This is a genomic window from Pseudomonas sp. W15Feb9B (genome assembly GCF_000828175.1).
Taxonomy (GTDB): domain Bacteria; phylum Pseudomonadota; class Gammaproteobacteria; order Pseudomonadales; family Pseudomonadaceae; genus Aquipseudomonas; species Aquipseudomonas parakoreensis.
Genome location: NZ_JTKF01000015.1, coordinates 66,179 through 83,379, shown reverse-complemented (window position 1 = coordinate 83,379; position 17,201 = coordinate 66,179). Strand labels below are relative to the sequence as shown.

The window sequence follows — 17,201 nt, the reverse complement described above, 5'->3', positions numbered from 1 at the left end:
CCCACAGGTTTCTTTAGTGTGTACAACATTTGTGAACGACCGAAATCACTGTGGGAGCTGGCTTGCCAGCGATGGGGCCAGATCAGGCGATACACCTGTCAGAGGGAAATCGGTTTACGCCCTGCAAACGAATGCGCCAGCGTCCCGCCATCCACCAACTCCAGCTCACCACCCAGCGGCACACCGTGGGCAATCCGCGAGGCGATCAGGCCTTTGTTGGCCAGAAGCTGGGCGATGTAATGCGCGGTCGCCTCACCTTCCACCGTCGGGTTGGTGGCGAGGATGACTTCGGTAAAGGTGCCGGCCTCTTCAATGCGCGCCATCAACTGCGGAATACCGATGGCTTCCGGCCCCAGACCATCGAGCGGCGACAGGTGGCCCTTGAGCACGAAGTAACGTCCACGGAAACCGGTCTGCTCCACCGCATACACGTCCATCGGCCCTTCCACCACGCACAGCAGCGTGTCGTCGCGGCGCGTGTCGGCGCATTGCGGGCACAGATCGTCTTCGGTCAGCGTGCGGCACTGACGGCAGTGACCCACCCCTTCCATGGCCTGGCTCAAGGCTTGGGCCAAGCGCGTGCCGCCGCTGCGATCACGCTCGAGCAACTGCAACGCCATGCGCTGGGCGGTTTTCTGACCCACGCCGGGCAAGGTGCGCAGGGCGTCGATCAGTTGGCGAATCAAAGGGCTGAAGCTCATGGGTAAAAAGTCCGACAAAACAACGAGACGCGGTTTATACCCGCGCCTCTGGCCAGCGTCAAATGCTCAGTCCTGGGCGACCTTTACCACCAGTTTGCCGAAGTTGCGCCCCTCCAGCAGACCGATAAACGCCTCGGGTGCCTGCTCCAGACCTTCCACCACGTCTTCGCGGAATTTGACCTTGCCGTCGCGCACCCACGGCACCATGTGGCTGATGAATTCCGGCTGACGGTCGCCGTAGTCATCAAACACGATGAAGCCCTGAATCCGCACACGCTTGGTCAGCAACGTACGCTGCAGCATTGGCAGACGATCCGGGCCTTGCGGCACCTCAGTGGCGTTGTAACCGGCGATCAGCCCGCACAGTGGAATGCGCGCCTTGGGATTGAGCAGCGGCACCACCGCATCGAACACATGCCCGCCAACGTTTTCATAATAGATATCGATGCCGTTCGGGCAGGCTTTGGCCAGTTGCTCGGCAAAGTCCGGCGCCTTGTGATCGATGCAGGCATCGAAACCCAGCTCTTCGACCACGTATTTGCATTTGTCGGCACCACCGGCCACACCCACGGCGCGCAGGCCTTTGATCTTTGCCACTTGACCAACCACTGAACCGACCGCACCGGACGCTGCAGCCACCACCAGGGTTTCGCCTTCTTTCGGCTGACCGATGTCGATCAGCCCCATGTACGCGGTCATCCCCGGCATGCCCAACACGCCGAGCGCCATCGACGGGCTCGGCAGACCGGACGGAATCGGCATGATGTTGCGGCCGTCGCTGATGCTGTGGCTTTGCCAGCCGGTGAGGCCGACCACCAGATCGCCCTGGTGGAATTTCGGATGACGCGAATCCTCGACTCGGCTGACAGCCCCGCCGGTCATCACTTCGCCGATTTGTACCGGCGCGGCATAGGACGGTGCGTCACTCATGCGTCCGCGCATGTAAGGGTCCAGCGACAGGTACAGGGTTTTCAGCAGCACCTGGCCGTCTTCGAGATCCGGCAACGCTTCGCGCTCCAGACGGAAGTTTTCCGGGGTCGGCGCACCGACCGGGCGCGAAGCGAGCACAAAGCGTTGATTGAGAGTCAGAGGGTCGGACATGTCAGCGTCTCCTGTGAATGATGAATTCGGGGGTATAGGGAGCAGACCTTGGTGGCATCACAGCGTTCGATGTTTCTACAGACGCCTGTGGCGAGGGAGCTTGCTCCCGCTGGAGTGCGAAGCGCTCCCCCTGCTTTCTTTCAGGTATACCGGGTTTTCAGGGTTTACGACGACTTCGTCGCCGAGCGGGAGCAAGCTCCCTCGCCACAAACGAATTCCGAACGCCCGAGAAACGGAAACAAAAATGCCAGACGCGATGCCTGGCATTTTGTGTAGCTCATCCAACTCACGATGGCGAATCAGAATGGCAATTTCATCCCCGCTGGCAGGTTCATGCCGGCGGTCATGCTGCCCATTTTTTCCTGGCTGTTGGCTTCGATCTTGCGCACGGCATCGTTGACGGCGGCGGCGACCACGGCTTCGAGCATTTCCTTGTCGTCTTCGCTCAGGCCTTCAACCAGGCTTGGGTCGATGCTGACGCTTTTCACGTCGTGACGACCGGTCATCACCACGGTGACCATATCGCCACCGGCCTTGCCGGTGACTTCGGCGTTGGCCAGTTCTTCCTGCATCTTGGCCATTTTTTCCTGCATCTGCTGCGCCTGCTTCATCAGGCCGGCCATGCCACCTTTCATCATGGGAATCACCTCAAAAGTACTTGGATCAAAACAGCGCCCGGCGCTTAACGCCGAACGCCCTCAGTTATTAGCCTTGGGCGACCAAGGCATCGACAGGTTCAATAGTATCGTGTCGCACGACCGCACCGAACTGCTGGACCATCTGCTGGATGAACGGATCACCGTGGATCGATTCCTCCGCCTCGCGCTGACGGTTGGCCCGGCGACGGGACGCGGCCTGCGCCGGGGTTTCCTGCTCGGGCTTGATCAGCTCGATGGTCAGGGTCAGCGTGCGACCGTGGAACTGGTTCAGCGCATCGTTCAGGCGCCGCTGTTGCGTGGCGTTGAACAGTGCGCTGTGCGCCGGGTCCAGGTGCATCAGCCAATGGTCGCCATCGACCGCGATCAACGTGCAGTTGGCGGCGATGCTGCCGGTCATGCCGGAGATCGGCAGTTGCGGGAACAGCTCCAGCCATTGCAACGCCAGACCGGTGGCTGGCGCGGCGGCAGGCTCCGGCTCGGGTTCCGGGGCTGGCTCGGCGGTGTGCTCGCTGGCCAGGTCGTCGAGGTAGCTGTAGGCCGAATCCATGTCCGGCTCGATGTAGTCTTCGTCCAGCGGCGGCTCGTCGTCGAGGTCCATGCCCGGCGTGGCGGCATCGACGTCGGCGACCGACGGTTCGGGAATCGGCGCAGCGGCCCACTCCGGCGCATCCGGCACCACGCTGTCCGGGGTCGGCAGCGGCATCGGCGGCAATTCGGGCTGCTCGCTGGCGGTTTCCAGTACCGGCTCGACGGCCGGTTGCTGCACAGGTGCGGGTTCCGGCTCAGGTTCGACCGGATCGTTCCACGGCAGATCGACCACCGCTTCGGCGACTGGCTCTGGCTCTGGTTCTGCTTCCGGCGCAGGTGCCGGCGCGGCGGTCACCACAGGCGCTGGCTCCGGTGCCGGCGCAGCAACCGCCGCTGGTGTTGGCGCAACAGCCGCAACGACCACCGGCGCAGGCTTGGGCGCGGCAGCCACGGAGTTTGCGGAATCAACTGTGGCCTGGCTGATCCCCACTGGCTTTAGCGGTTGCCTCGGGGCGTCCGCCGTATCCGCCGGCCGGAAGGCCAGCATCCGCAGCAGCACCATCTCGAAACCGCCACGCGGGTCCGGCGCCAGCGGCAAGTCGCGGCGGCCGATCAGGCCCATCTGGTAATAGAACTGCACGTCTTCGGCCGGCAGCGCTTGAGCCAAAGCCAATACGCGATCACGGTCGCCATGACCGTTGTCGACACCTTCAGGCAAGGCCTGGGCGATGGCGACACGGTGCAGCACGTTGAGAATTTCCGAGAGCACGCCATTCCAGTCCGGCCCCTGCTCAGCCAAGTGACGCACGGCTTCAAGCAACGCCTTGGCATCGCCCTCGATTAGTGCGTGCAGCACGTCGAAGACCTGGCCGTGATCCAGCGTGCCGAGCATCGCCCGCACATCGGCGGCCAATACCTTGCCTTCACCGAAGGCGATGGCCTGGTCGGTCAGGCTCATGGCGTCACGCATCGAGCCGTCAGCGGCGCGGCCCAGCAGCCACAGCGCGTCGTCTTCGAACGGCACGTTTTCGGCGCCCAGGACGTGGGTCAGATGCTCGACCACGCGCTCGGGCGTCATGTTCTTCAGCGAGAACTGCAGGCAGCGCGACAAAATCGTTGCCGGAAGTTTCTGCGGATCAGTGGTCGCCAGGATGAACTTGACGTACGGCGGCGGCTCTTCGAGAGTTTTCAGCAGCGCATTGAAGGAATGGCTGGAGAGCATGTGCACTTCGTCGATCAGATAGACCTTGAAGCGCCCACGGCTCGGCGCGTACTGCACGTTGTCGAGCAGCTCGCGGGTGTCCTCGACCTTGGTCCGGCTCGCGGCGTCGATCTCGATCAGGTCGACGAAGCGCCCTTCATCGATCTCGCGGCACACCGAACACTCGCCGCAGGGGCTGGAAGTGATACCTGTCTCACAGTTCAGGCATTTGGCAATGATCCGCGCAATGGTGGTCTTGCCGACCCCGCGGGTACCGGTGAACAGGTACGCGTGGTGCAGCCGCTGGCTGTCCAAGGCATTGATCAGAGCCTTGAGCACATGGGTCTGGCCGACCATTTCGCGGAACGAGCGCGGACGCCATTTACGTGCAAGAACCTGATAACTCATCGAAAACCGTCGCAACGAAGGAAGCTGAAGCGGCTAATGCTAGCGGAGCAAGGGCAAAATTGCATCCGGTGTGCTCGTCTAATCTGGCTAAGCTGCTGTTGGCGAGGAAATTTCGCTCGTGGTCGGGACTCATCGGAGCATTTATGCGTTGGGCCTTGGGAGCTTTGTTGGGGATCAGTCTGAGCGTGAACGCCGCCGAACCGCCGCTGCGCTTCGTCGTGGCCGACAGCTGGGCGATGCCGATGGTGCAGATCGACCATGGCCGCCCGACCCAGGGCATCCTCCACGACATCATGCTCAGCCTGGCGACACAGGTCGGCGTGCCGGCCGAATTCCATGTGCTGCCGCGCGCCCGGGTGCAGAACGCCATGGAACACGGTGAAGTCGACGTGCGCTGCTATGCCGCACAATCATGGTTGCCGAATCAGTCCGGAGACTACATCTGGAGCCTCCCGCTGCTGTTCCAGCGCGATCTGCTGATCAGCCGCGACAATCAACCGCTCCACGTCGATCCCGCCCGCCTGCCCCGGCAATCGATCGGCACCGTGCTCGGCTACACCTACCCGACTCTGCAACCGCTGTTCGACGCCGACCACCTGCAACGCGACGACGCGCGCAATCAGGAACAAGTGCTGGAAAAACTCCTGGCCGGGCGTTATCGCTATGCGGTGAGCAATCAATGGACACTGGACTGGTTCAATCAGCGCCTGCTGCCCACGCAGCAACTGCAGGGGGTGGCGGTGCTGCAGGAACAGCATGTCGGCTGCTATGTGAGGAATGACCCGCAGGTGCCGGTGCAGCGGATCCTGCGCACGTTGCTGCGGATGAAAATGTCGGGGGAGATTGATGACATCATCCGGTTGTATACCGGATCCTCTCAAACCACCCCATAACCCCCTTTTTGGGGGGATATTTCCCACAGAGAATTATTCAGTAACCGTGCGACTCGCGGAATTTCTGGTAGTCGTGAAATTCGATCCACTCGACCACATCGTACGGCAGATAAAGCTGCTGCCGGGCGCGGGAGATGGCGATGTACACGGCGCAGATCCGCTGATCGAACGCGTAGGCGTCCTTGAACTGCACGTTGGTCAGCAGCTCGGGCGTCAGTAGAACGCGGTCGAACTCCATGCCGCCCGCCTCCTGGGCCTGCATCAACAGGCAGCTTTTGCCGGGGCTGCCGATCATCCGGTTGAGCCGGGTCAGGTCAGCCACCTTGAAGCCCTTCTCCAGCTCGGCCTCGACCCACAGAAACGCCTCGTCGTACTGGTTGGCCTCGCGCACCTGCTGCCACTTCGGCACGTCGCTGAAATAGCGATGCGGGCCCTTCTCGCTGTGCGTGGAACTGTAGTAATCGACCTTGAACAACTCGATGGCGCTGGTCATGAAGTGTTCGAGGTCGCGCTGCGCTTTCATGTCGGCAAAGCTGAACGGGCAATTGGCATCGTGCAGCTGCATCGCCCACTTCATGGTGTCCCAAGGGGACGCCGTCAGCACCACGCAACCTTCGGGCGGGACAAAGCCCTGCGGATAAAACTCGATGCCGACGTCAGCTTCACGCGCGCCTTCGAACGGCACCTTGCTCTTCTCCGAGTGCCGGGAAATCAGCGGATTGACCAGACGCTCGACGTTGCGCCCCGAACGCACCGAGTAGGTGATATCGCTCTGGCGCACTTCACGCTTTCTTTTCACCAGATCACGCTCGGCGTGCTGATACTCATCGCCCAGCGTGATCAGCACCTGCCGGCCGCGCTCGATGATCTGCAGCAGCGACGCAGGAATGTCCTGGCTCTCGTCGATCAGCACGTGGGTATAACGCGGCGGCACCACGCAACCCGCGAGGCTTGCCCGCTTGATCAGCAACAAGGCTTCGAAGCCGCTCTGCCGGCCCCACGCCGGGTTGGCCTCGAGGTAAGTCCAGACGCGGCTCGAATACTCCAGCAACACCTTGGACTCAAGGCTGGACAGCGACAGCTTGAAATGCGGCAGATGATGCGCCGACAGGCTGTAGTCCCGGGAATGGCAATAGCGCTCGAGCGTTTCCAGACAGACGCTCAGGGTGCGTTGCGCATCGTGCTCGCGAAAGCCGAGGATGTTCAGCGCCTGCGCCAGACTCTGTTTGCTCGCGACCCGGCCGGCGGCGCTTGCGGGCGGCAGCTTGCGCCCATAAATCAGCCCGCGCGCGAACGCTTCAAAGGTGATGCCGGGTTTACGGTCACCGGTAACGCCCATGCGCTGGCACAGGGTCGCAAGTTTTTCCGGGGTGCGTGCCAACAACAGGGTTTTCCCGGGGTCCAGGCACTCGGTCAAGGCACCGACCAAGTGGCTCTTGCCGATCCCGGCATAGCCTTGCACGTGCAGGTCTTCATCGAGGTTGGCGCGGAAGGTTCTGACCAGTTTGTCTTGCGCGGCGCTGAGCCAGCGCTCGCGGTGTGCCGGGCTGATCATCTGCTGGCTGAACGGATTGTTGGCCGCGTGGTGGCGCGTTTTGAACTCATCATCCCACTTGCCATCGGGCAGCAGGTAATCCTGCGCCGACACCTCGTCAGCCAACAGCAAACGCAGATTCAATCCCCTGATGGCGTTCAGGCCGAAATACAGCTGACGCGGATCGAACAGGCGTTGCGCTTCGGACAGCAGCCCTGCCCCGCCATCGACCGCCCAGGCGATCAGGCGCGCCAGCACCTTCTCCGCCGCTGCGGCGGTGAGATCCTTTTCGGTGGCCTGAGCCAGATTCTGGATGACCAGCACGGCGGCCAGCTGCGCATCCGTCAACTCGCCGAGGTTTTTTGCGCCATCGGGCTGCAACAGGCTCGCGCAGGTCTCATCCGTCACGGGCAAGTACACGGCGGTGGATAAATCGTGATGTTCCGGGTGCATACAACCTCGTAGCCAGGGCGCGAACTTGTCAACGACGCGCGCAGCAAGACGGTGGAGTATGCCACTGTTCAACCTTGGTGACTGAACAGGCATCGGGGGGCAGCCTTCGCGAGCAGGCTCGCTCCCACAGGGGCTGGCGTGAAAGCCCAAATCGCGGGCATAAAAAAACCGCAGTGGGCGAAACCCATGCAGTTCTGTTGAAGCGTTCTTCGTTCGTTAAGGTGGTAACCCCACCAGCCACACCCCGGCACACAATGTTCCCGCTGTGGCTGCTGCCTTCCGGCTCTGACCAGGTTCACGGGTAATCGTTGCGGGGGGACCGATGGGGTCACCATAACGACACTCACCTGTCGGCGAGCCGCGCCATTGTACCTATCTGAAGCGAAGTTACAACCGTTGGTTTCAGATTAAAAATATGAACGGGTTCAAGGACATGCGCTGAGCCTGAAAAGTTCGCAGCCTGCGGCAGCTCCTACAGGGTCAGCACCTCATCCGCCTTGCCGCCCGCCTGCTGGATCACCAGATGGATGAAGTGCAGCTTGGCAATCGCCGCCGCCGGCAACACGAACGGGTAGAAATCCGGCTGGCCCATGCTGCGTGACAGCTCATTGAGCATGCCCGCCAGTTCGATCCACGCATTGACGAACGACAGGAACGCCGCGCCGCCGGGATGCTCCGGGTCATACAGCGTGCTCGGTGGAAACGGCTGATAGTCGAAGTCCATCTCCCGTGCACTCATGCCGAAACCCAGTGCAGTGTCCACCGCGTCCATCATGTGCAGGTAATGCGCCCAGGTTTCCGCCCAGTCTTCCCATGGGTGCATGGTCGCGTAGGCGCTGACGTAGTGTTGCGGCCAGTCCAACGGTGCACCCTGTTGATAGTGACGGTCGAGCGCTTCGGCGTAACTGGCGCGCTCGTCGCCGAACAGGTTGCGGAAGGCTTCGAGCCACGGGCCGTTGGCGATCAGACGATCCCAATAATAATGCCCGACCTCATGCCGGAAATGCCCGAGCAGCGTGCGATAAGGTTCATGCATCGCCGCCCGCACCTGCTCGCGGTGGGCGTCGTCGGCCTCTTTGATGTCGAGGGTGATCAAGCCGTTGGCGTGGCCGGTCATTGGCGCGTTGCCTTCGAGGTCGACGCCGATGAAATCAAAGGCCAGGCCGCGCTCTTCATCCTCGGTTTTCGGGATGACCGGCAGCCCGAGGGTGATCAGTTGCGCCACCAGCCGGCGTTTGGCGATTTCGACTTTGCGCCAGCGCTCAGGGTTTTCCGGCACCGAGAGGTCGGGGATGGTGCGATTGAGGCTGCAGGCGACGCACAGGCTGTCGCGGCCGTTTTCCGGCAGCAGCCAATTGCAGGCGGCGGGGGTGTCGAGATTGGCGCAGCGACGAAACAATCCGGCGTCGGGATCGGCATCGAGTGTCCAGCTACCGTCCTGCGGCCCGGGCTGCAGCGAGGTCAGGCGACTTGCTTCAGGCTGATAGCCGAGCATGGCGCTGCAAGCCAGGCACTGGCTGTTGCGAAAGAACAGCGACTGGCCGCAGCGGCACGGCCAGATTTTGCTGTTGCGTGAAGATTCGCCCATGAACGGCGCGACGATGCGAGAACTGAGCTGCTCGAAAAAGCGGTACATGGCGATCTCTCCCTGGGGCTTGCCAAGACTAGATCATCCTCGTGCGCGGATCGTTCCCACGCTTTGTGTGGGGAAAAGCAAAAGATCGCAGCCTTCGGCAGCTCCTACAGGGGATCAATGTGGCAAGACACTAATTCTGTAGGAGCTGCCGCAGGCTGCGATCTTTTGTTCTTAAACGGACAGGCCGTGTCCCTTCAGGAAAGCGATAAACGCCTCTTCATCCATCACCTTCACGCCCAGCTCATTGGCCTTGGTCAGTTTCGAGCCGGCACCGGGCCCTGCGACCACGCAATGAGTTTTCGCCGATACCGAGCCGGCGACCTTGGCGCCGAGGCTTTCCAGGTGTTCCTTGGCCACATCGCGGCTCATCAGCTCGACCTTGCCGGTCAACACCCAGGTTTCGCCGGACAGCGGCAAGCCTTCGACGACTTTCTTCTCGCTCAGCCAGTGCATGCCGAAATCACGCAGCTGTTTCTCCGCCGCTTCGGCAATCTGCCGATGCTCGGGCACAGCAAAAAACTCGCGCACCGAATTGGCCTGCTTCTCCGGCAGCGCCTGGCGCATGTCCAGCCAGTCGGCATTCATCACCGCGTCCAGCGAACCGAACTTGTCTGCCAGTTTCTGCGCGCCGCCCGGGCCGACAAAGGGAATGTGCAGTTTGTCGAGCAGACCGCCGAGGGTGGTGCTGGCGGCAAATTCGGCGCCCAGATCGCCCTGATCCTGAATCTGCAGGCCATGCCCCAGCAACTCGCTGATCACCTGTTGGTTGTGCGCATCTTCAAAGAAGCTGTGAATCTCGTGCGCCACTTCCAGACCGATGTCCGGCAGGTAGGTCAGCACCTGTGGCAGCGCCTGTTGCACGCGCTCCAGCGAACCCAGCGAGCGCGCCAGGACTTTGGCCGTCTCTTCGCCGACATCGGGAATGCCAAGGGCGTAGATGAAACGCGCCAACCCCGGCTGCTTGCTGTCTTCAATCGCCGCCAGCAGCTTGTTGCTGGAGACTTCAGCGAAGCCTTCCAGATCAACAATGTCGTCGAACTTCAGCGCATACAGATCGGCCGGCGAATTGACCAGACCTTCGTCGACCAGTTGCTCGACGCTCTTGTCGCCAAGGCCTTCGATGTCCATTGCCCGACGCGAGACAAAGTGAATGATCGCCTGCTTCAGTTGCGCACCACAGGCCAGACGGCCAACGCAACGGTACACCGCGCCTTCGCTGATTGTTTCCTTGCCCTTGCTGCGTTTGACCAATTGCGTGCGTTCGACATGGGAGCCACAGACCGGGCAGCTCTCTGGAATCGCTACAGGACGCGCATTCTCGGGGCGACGCTCGGTGACCACTTGCACCACCTGCGGGATCACGTCTCCGGCGCGGCGGATGATCACCGTGTCGCCGATCATCAGGCCCAGGCGCGCCACTTCGTCCATGTTGTGCAGGGTCGCGTTGGCGACGGTGACGCCGGCGACCTTGACCGGTTTCAGCCGTGCCACCGGAGTGACGGCGCCGGTACGGCCGACCTGGAATTCCACGTCGAGCAGTTCGGTGAGCTCTTCCATGGCCGGGAATTTGTGCGCAATCGCCCAGCGCGGTTCGCGGGCACGGAAGCCCAGCTCACGCTGATCGGCGATGCTGTTGACCTTGAACACCACACCGTCGATTTCGTAGGCCAGCGCGTTACGTCGCTCACCGATGTCGCGGTAGTAATCCAGGCACTCGCCGATGCCTTTGGCCAGTTTCAGTTCATGACTGATCGGCATGCCCCACTTCTGCAACTGCTTGAGGTTGCCGATGTGAGTATCGGAGATATCGTGGGAGACCTGACCGATGCCGTAGCAGCAGAATTCCAGCGGGCGGTTGGCGGTGATCTTCGAATCCAGCTGACGCAGGCTGCCGGCAGCGGCGTTGCGCGGGTTGGCAAAGGTCTTGCCGCCGACTTCCAGTTGCGAGGCGTTGAGGCGCTCGAAACCGGCCTTGGACATGAACACTTCCCCGCGCACTTCGAGGGTCGCCGGCCAGCCTGTGCCGTGCAGCTTCAACGGGATGTTGCGCACGGTGCGCACGTTGACGCTGATGTCTTCACCGGTGGTGCCGTCGCCACGGGTGGCGCCGCGCACCAGCACGCCGTCCTGATACAGCAGGCTGACCGCCAGGCCATCGAGTTTCGGCTCGCAGCTGTATTCCACCGCCGCACCGCCACCGAACAGATCACCGGCCGGCAGATCCAGACCTTCGGTCACCCGGCGGTCGAATTCGCGCATGTCGGTTTCTTCGAAGGCGTTGCCGAGGCTGAGCATCGGCACTTCGTGACGCACTTGGGTAAAGGCAGTCAACGCCACGCTGCCGACACGCTGGGTCGGCGAGTCGCTGGTGATCAGTTCGGGATTGGCCGCCTCCAGCGCCTTGAGCTCGTGGAACAACCGGTCGTACTCGGCGTCCGGAATGCTCGGCTCGTCGAGGACGTGGTACCGGTAGTTGTGCTGATCGAGTTCAGCGCGCAGCTCTAGAATGCGGTTTTTGGCGGCGGTCATGGGTGTTCTCTCATAAAGCAAAAGAGCAGCCGAGGCTGCTCAATTTCTAAATCACAGTGGCTCAGGGCTATGGACATTGTGGCGAGGGAGCTTGCTCCCGCCGGGCTGCGCAGCAGCCCCAAAATCACGGCGGCTTCGCCACCGAGCGGGAGCAAGCTCCCTCGCCACAACTGCGCTCTGGCCTTAGCGCTTCTGGGTCAGGGCGCGGCGTTCGAATTCGACGATGCGCTGACGGTAGTGCTCGATAGTCTGCGCGGTCAGCACGCTACGCTGGTCGTCTTTCAGCTCGCCGTTCAGCTCCTGGGACAGCTTGCGCGCTGCCGCCACCATCACGTCGAAGGCCTGCTTCGGATGACGCGGGCCTGGCAGACCGAGGAAGAAGCTCACCGCCGGGGTGCTGAAATGGTCGATGTCGTCCAGATCAAAGATCCCCGGCTTGACCGCGTTGGCCATGGAGAACAGCACTTCACCGTTGCCGGCCATGCTTTCGTGGCGGTGGAAAATATCCATCTCGCCAAACCGCAGACCGCTTTCCAGAATATTCTGCAGCAGGGCCGGGCCTTTGAAGCCGGCGGCGTCGCGGCAGATCACGCTGATTACCAGGACTTCTTCGGCTTGCGGCTGATCCTTGTCGGCCACCGCTGGCGCAGGCTTGCTGTCGTCGACGAAGTCATCATCACGGCTGCTGAAGCTCGGGCCGCCGTCCAGATCCAGATCAAGGTTCAGGTCGCCCTGGGCCGGACCGTTGCTGCCGCGCTTGCCACGCTTCGAACCGGATTCGCGAGGCTCGCGTGCTTCGCGGGCCGGCACGCTCACCGACGGCAGGTCGTGTTCGTCCAGTTGCGGCTCTTTATGCGTATCCAGCACGCGGGCCGGGCCCAACAGCTCAGCGCTGGTGTCCTCGTCCGGCAGGTTGGACAGACTTCGGTCAAGACGGAATTTCAGTTTTCCCTTGCCGCCGCGCATACGGCGCCAGCCATCGAAAAGAATACCGGCTATCACAATGATGCCGATGACGATCAGCCACTCGCGCAGACCGATTTCCATGTAATCCCGTGCCTCTATAAAAAATGCTGAAAAATAAGGGGTTTACATTGTGCAAACCGCTTTAAAACGTGGCGCCAACTCTATGTTCTGACAGGCGTTTTGCCCACGTATACGAAAAATTGACATTAAACTAGCACGACCAAAGACAACTTTACACCGTCTGTCACATTGGCTCGCGCGAATATGTCGATTGGCCAGCAAGTCGAAGTCGGTAAAAAAGTCCTACAGACTACTCATACCCTTCCGACACCACGCTGACTCAGGCGTCCACCATCGCCATCGCCTCCTCGACATCCACTGCAACCAGTCGCGAACAACCCGGCTCGTGCATCGTCACGCCCATCAGTTGATCGGCCATTTCCATGGCGATCTTGTTGTGGGTGATATAGATGAACTGCACGGTCTGCGACATCTCTTTAACCAATCGTGCGTAGCGTCCAACGTTAGCGTCATCCAGTGGCGCGTCAACTTCATCGAGCATGCAGAACGGCGCCGGATTCAATTTGAAGATCGCAAAAACCAGTGCCAGCGCGGTCAGGGCTTTTTCCCCGCCGGAGAGCAAATGGATGGTGCTGTTCTTCTTTCCTGGCGGCCGCGCCATGATCGTCACCCCTGTATCGAGTAGATCTTCGCCCGTCAGTTCCAAATACGCGCTGCCGCCACCGAAAACTTTCGGGAAAAGCGCCTGTAAACCGCCATTGATCTGATCAAAGGTATCTTTGAAGCGGTTACGGGTTTCCTTGTCGATCTTGCGAATGACGTTTTCCAGGGTCTCCAATGCTTCGACCAGATCGGCGTCCTGCGCATCCAGATAACGTTTACGCTCGGATTGTTGCGTGTATTCGTCGATGGCCGCGAGGTTGATCGCGCCCAGGCGCTGAATCCGCGCATTGATCCGTTCGAGTTCTTCTTCGGCGGCGCGTTCACTGGCCTCAGGCGTTAATGTCGCGAGCACGCCATTGAGATCGTAGCCGTCTTCGAGCAATTGATCCTGCAACGCCTTGCGCCGCACGGTCAGCGCCTGCCATTCCATGCGCTGCTGTTCGAGCTGACCACGGATCAGTTGCGATTGCTGCTCGGCCTGGGTCCGGCGCTTTTCCGCCTCGCGCAGTTCGCGGTCGGCGTCTTCCAGCGCGATCTGCGCGGTCTTCAGTTCTTCGTCGACGGTCATGCGCTTGTCGAGCAGCTCTTCGAGTTTCAGGCGCAGCTCTTCCAGCGGTGCCTCGCCCTCCTCCAGATTCAGACTCAGCTGTTCGCGTTTTTCGCTCAGGCGCTCGGCCTGCATCTCCAGACGTTCCAACGCCTGGCGCGTGGAATCGTGCTGCGCACGCAGCGAACCGAGACGCACCGCCAGTTGATGGGCGTGATCCTTGTGCTGGCGGGCTTCCTGACGCACGCGATCAAGGCGTTCGCGCAGGCTGTCACGCTGGGCCAGCAGCAACTCGCGCTGCTCGGTGTCCAGCGCCATGGCATCGAGCGCTTCCTGCAATTGCATGCGCGCTTCGCCAACCTGTTCGTGTTCCAGCTCGCGCTGCTCGCCGAGTTCGATCAGCTCTTCGTCAAGCCGCGTGCGGCGCAGCGTCAGTTGTTCAGCCTTGGCTTTACCGGCAGACAACTGGGCTTTCAATTCACCTTGTGAGCGGGCTTCATCCTGCAGCAGGCGACGCAAATGTTCGCGGCCGTTTTCCTGCTGACGCTGTTGCGCACGCAAGGTCTGCAAGCGGGTTTCCATGGCTTCGACCGTGGCTTCGCGCTCTTCGCGCTCGGCCTGCAACGTCTCGATTTCCTGACCACGGGCGAGCATGCCGCTCTCGGCTTCACTGGCGCGACGTACGCGCAGAAAGTGTCGACCAACCCAGTAACCGTCGCGACTGATCAGGCTCTGCCCGGCACTCAACTGCCCGCGCAGGGCCAGCGCCTGTTCGAGGCTGTCGACCGGTTTGACCTGGCCGAGCCATGGCGACAGATCGATCTGCGCCTCGACTTTATCCAGCAAACTGCCCGCGACGCGCACGCCATCACTGGCGGGGCTGAGCAGGCGCAAATCCCCTTGGGTGAAACCGGACAGATCGAAGCCGCTGAAGTCATCCACCAGCACCGCTTGCAGATCGGCGCCGAGCACGGTTTCCACCGCCAGCTCCCAACCGGCTTCAACCTTCAGCCCTTCGGCCAGACGCGGCCGTTCGGCGAGGTGGTGTTCTTTCAGCCATTCGGCGGTGCCGGTGCCCGGATCGAGCGCAGCTTGCTGCAAGGCTTCCAGCGACGCCAGTCGCCCGTTGAGCCGTTGCAGATCGCCCTGCGCCTGTTGTTGCGCAGTCAGTGCCTGCTGCAATTCCTGACGCAGTTGTTCAAGTTTTTTGACCTGCGCTTCTTCGCTGGTCTGCAAATCTTCGAGGGTCGCCTCGGATTCGGCGAGCTGCTCGTTGAGCGCCATGATCGCCGCGTCTTCCGGGTCGGCGGAGAGCAAGTCGCGCTCCTCGGCGAGACGCTTTTGCCGATCGGCCAGCCGTTCCATGCTGGTTTCCAGTTGCTGGATCCGCGACTGTTGCACTTCGGCCTGACGCCGGGGTTCGGCGGCGGTCAGGTTGAAGGTGTCCCACTGTTCCTGCCAGCCGTGCATGACGCTCTCGGAATCTTCCAGTGCGGCGGCGGCTTCTTCGGCGGCGGCGCTGGTGACTTCCTGCTCGGGGATAAGCATGTCCAGCTCTTCGCCGAGGGTCAGCAGCAACGTGCGGTCGTGGCCCAGGTGCGATTCGGTTTCCAGACGCGCGCGCTCGGCTTCCTTAAGGTCGTCCTGCAACTGACGCAAGCGTTGCTGGCCGTGCTGGATACTCTGCTCGACCCGGGCGATGTCGCCGCCGACCGAATAGAAGCGTCCCTGCACCAGATTGAAGCGTTCGGACAATTCATGGTGCCCGTCGCGCAGGCGCTCGATGGCGGCATCGGCATTGCGCTGCTCGGCGACCAGCGCTTCGAAACTGACTTCCTGGGTGCCGATGATCGACTCGCGCTGGCCGACCTGATCGTTCAGATCCTGCCAGCGCAGGGCCGACAGTTGCGCCTTGAGCTGGCGCTCTTCGGCTTTGTATTCCTGATACTTCTTGGCGGACTCGGCCTGACGGTGCAAACGTTCGAGCTGACGCTCAAGCTCTTCACGCAGGTCGGTCAGACGCGCCAGGTTTTCGTGGGTGCGGCGGATGCGGTTTTCGGTCTCGCGCCGACGCTCCTTGTACTTGGAGATGCCCGCCGCTTCTTCGATGAAGTTGCGCAGGTCTTCCGGCTTGGCTTCGATCAGCTTGGAGATCATCCCCTGCTCGATGATCGAGTAGCTGCGCGGGCCGAGGCCGGTGCCGAGGAAGATGTCGGTGATGTCGCGACGGCGGCACTTGGCGCCGTTGAGGAAATAGCTGTTCTGGCTGTCGCGGGTGACCTTGCGGCGAATGGAAATCTCGGCGTACGCCGCGTATTCGCCGACCAGGGTGCCGTCGGAGTTGTCGAACACCAGTTCGATGCTCGCCTGGCTCACCGGTTTGCGGCTGGTCGAGCCGTTGAAGATGACGTCGGTCATCGACTCGCCACGCAGGTTCTTTGCCGAACTCTCGCCCATCACCCAGCGTACGGCATCGATGATGTTCGACTTGCCGCAACCGTTCGGCCCGACGACCGCCGCCATGTTACTGGGGAAGTTCACCGTGGTCGGGTCGACGAAGGACTTGAACCCCGCCAGTTTGATGCACTTTAGCCGCACGCTCAGGCAACCGTCAGGGCGGAGACCACCAGATCGCTGCTGCGCTGGGCATAAGCCGTCAGCACGATGCGAATCTGCGGCAAATCACGGGCGAGCACAGCGGCCAGCAGGCGTTCGAACAGTTCGAGGAACTCGCTCATTTCGGCCTTGCGCTGTTCGAGGGCGAGAAAGTACGCACGGCTCATGGCCGGCTGCAGGTTCTCGACGGTCTCTTGCAGGTACGGGTTGTTGGCAAACGGGTACGCAGCGCGCATCACGGCGAAGCTGTCGTCGACGAAGGTGCGGATGTCCTGACGCTCGTAGCTGGCGGTCAGGCGCTGCTGAATCTGCACGAACGGCGCCATATCGGCCTGAGTCTGCCAGCCATTGGCGACTGCATTGCCGAGCAGGATGTACAGCTCGCTCATCAGCGTGCACAGGCTCTGCACCTTGTGCGCGGTGAGTTCGGTGACATGGGCGCCACGTCGCGGCAGGATCGCGATCAGGTGACGGCGTTCGAGGATCAGCAGGGCTTCGCGGACCGATCCGCGGCTGACATTGAGGGCCAGCGTGACCTTCTGTTCCTGAATGCGCTCTCCCGGCTTCATTTCGCCGCGAATGATGCGTTCGGCGAGGTGGTGAGCGATTTGCTCGGCGAGGCTGTCCGGCGCCTTGAACGTCATGGTTGTCCTTCAAACTCTTCGATCTGCACAAGCGGCGCAGTGTAGCGCAAATGCAGGTGCATGGCGGAGTGCCCGCATGGCGCTTTTTGGCACGATTCAAG

Annotated in this window: 11 protein-coding genes and 1 other RNA gene; 1 reads left to right on the top strand and 11 read right to left on the bottom strand. The window is 61.7% G+C overall.

The window, feature by feature from the left end:
* Positions 1 to 98: 98 nt before the first annotated feature.
* From recR to dnaX, 4 genes are all read right to left on the bottom strand, one after another.
* Positions 99 to 701, bottom strand: coding sequence for a recombination mediator RecR (recR, locus tag OC71_RS09605; RefSeq protein ID WP_007965550.1), 603 nt, complete (start codon positions 699 to 701; stop codon positions 99 to 101).
* Positions 702 to 767: 66 nt separating this feature from the next.
* Positions 768 to 1,802 carry an NADP-dependent oxidoreductase gene (locus OC71_RS09600; protein ID WP_041067808.1) on the bottom strand — a complete coding sequence of 345 codons (1,035 nt, stop codon included), beginning with the start codon at positions 1,800 to 1,802 and terminating at the stop codon, positions 768 to 770.
* A 299-nt stretch (positions 1,803 to 2,101) separates the two neighbouring features.
* The gene (locus OC71_RS09595) at positions 2,102 to 2,440 is read right to left on the bottom strand and encodes a YbaB/EbfC family nucleoid-associated protein (protein ID WP_003223337.1); all 339 of its coding nucleotides are present in this window, start codon (positions 2,438 to 2,440) and stop codon (positions 2,102 to 2,104) included.
* Between the two features lie 67 nt (positions 2,441 to 2,507).
* Complete coding sequence (dnaX, locus tag OC71_RS09590; RefSeq protein ID WP_041067805.1) at positions 2,508 to 4,598, bottom strand: DNA polymerase III subunit gamma/tau; 2,091 nt, start codon at positions 4,596 to 4,598, stop codon at positions 2,508 to 2,510.
* A 143-nt stretch (positions 4,599 to 4,741) separates the two neighbouring features.
* Between dnaX and OC71_RS09585 the strand changes: the two genes are divergently transcribed.
* Complete coding sequence (locus OC71_RS09585) at positions 4,742 to 5,491, top strand: ABC transporter substrate-binding protein (RefSeq protein ID WP_041067802.1); 750 nt, start codon at positions 4,742 to 4,744, stop codon at positions 5,489 to 5,491.
* 37 nt (positions 5,492 to 5,528) lie between these two features.
* On the opposite strand, the gene OC71_RS09580 is transcribed toward OC71_RS09585, so the two are convergent.
* The 7 genes from OC71_RS09580 to OC71_RS09555 all read right to left on the bottom strand — a co-directional run bounded on the left by OC71_RS09580 (position 5,529) and on the right by OC71_RS09555 (position 17,100).
* Positions 5,529 to 7,478 (bottom strand): hypothetical protein, encoded by a 1,950-nt coding sequence (locus OC71_RS09580; protein ID WP_041067799.1) that lies wholly within the window; start codon positions 7,476 to 7,478, stop codon positions 5,529 to 5,531.
* A gap of 228 nt (positions 7,479 to 7,706) precedes the next feature.
* Positions 7,707 to 7,803, bottom strand: an RNA gene (gene ffs, locus OC71_RS26845) — signal recognition particle sRNA small type.
* A gap of 147 nt (positions 7,804 to 7,950) precedes the next feature.
* On the bottom strand, positions 7,951 to 9,114 hold the full coding sequence (locus tag OC71_RS09575; RefSeq protein ID WP_041067796.1) for a putative zinc-binding metallopeptidase: 1,164 nt from the start codon (positions 9,112 to 9,114) through the stop codon (positions 7,951 to 7,953).
* A 171-nt stretch (positions 9,115 to 9,285) separates the two neighbouring features.
* A complete protein-coding gene (ligA, locus tag OC71_RS09570) occupies positions 9,286 to 11,643 on the bottom strand; it encodes an NAD-dependent DNA ligase LigA (RefSeq protein WP_041067793.1) in 2,358 nt (785 codons plus the stop codon).
* Between the two features lie 183 nt (positions 11,644 to 11,826).
* Entirely contained in the window at positions 11,827 to 12,690 is an 864-nt protein-coding gene (gene zipA / locus OC71_RS09565) for a cell division protein ZipA (RefSeq protein ID WP_041067790.1), read from the bottom strand.
* 259 nt (positions 12,691 to 12,949) lie between these two features.
* The gene (gene smc, locus OC71_RS09560) at positions 12,950 to 16,438 is read right to left on the bottom strand and encodes a chromosome segregation protein SMC (protein WP_041067787.1); all 3,489 of its coding nucleotides are present in this window, start codon (positions 16,436 to 16,438) and stop codon (positions 12,950 to 12,952) included.
* A 2-nt stretch (positions 16,439 to 16,440) separates the two neighbouring features.
* Positions 16,441 to 17,100 (bottom strand): GntR family transcriptional regulator, encoded by a 660-nt coding sequence (locus tag OC71_RS09555; RefSeq protein WP_041067784.1) that lies wholly within the window; start codon positions 17,098 to 17,100, stop codon positions 16,441 to 16,443.
* Positions 17,101 to 17,201 lie beyond the last annotated feature (101 nt).

Excerpts from the sequence above, each read along its gene's own strand:
- ligA (WP_041067793.1), bottom strand. The coding sequence starts at position 11,643 with ATGACCGCCGCCAAAAACCGCATTCTAGAGCTGCGCGCTGAACTCGAT.
- OC71_RS09555 (WP_041067784.1), bottom strand. The coding sequence starts at position 17,100 with ATGACGTTCAAGGCGCCGGACAGCCTCGCCGAGCAAATCGCTCACCAC.
- OC71_RS09575 (WP_041067796.1), bottom strand. The coding sequence starts at position 9,114 with ATGTACCGCTTTTTCGAGCAGCTCAGTTCTCGCATCGTCGCGCCGTTC.
- OC71_RS09595 (WP_003223337.1), bottom strand. The coding sequence starts at position 2,440 with ATGATGAAAGGTGGCATGGCCGGCCTGATGAAGCAGGCGCAGCAGATG.
- OC71_RS09600 (WP_041067808.1), bottom strand. The coding sequence starts at position 1,802 with ATGTCCGACCCTCTGACTCTCAATCAACGCTTTGTGCTCGCTTCGCGC.
- recR (WP_007965550.1), bottom strand. The coding sequence starts at position 701 with ATGAGCTTCAGCCCTTTGATTCGCCAACTGATCGACGCCCTGCGCACC.
- zipA (WP_041067790.1), bottom strand. The coding sequence starts at position 12,690 with ATGGAAATCGGTCTGCGCGAGTGGCTGATCGTCATCGGCATCATTGTG.
- dnaX (WP_041067805.1), bottom strand. The coding sequence starts at position 4,598 with ATGAGTTATCAGGTTCTTGCACGTAAATGGCGTCCGCGCTCGTTCCGC.
- OC71_RS09580 (WP_041067799.1), bottom strand. The coding sequence starts at position 7,478 with ATGCACCCGGAACATCACGATTTATCCACCGCCGTGTACTTGCCCGTG.
- OC71_RS09585 (WP_041067802.1), top strand. The coding sequence starts at position 4,742 with ATGCGTTGGGCCTTGGGAGCTTTGTTGGGGATCAGTCTGAGCGTGAAC.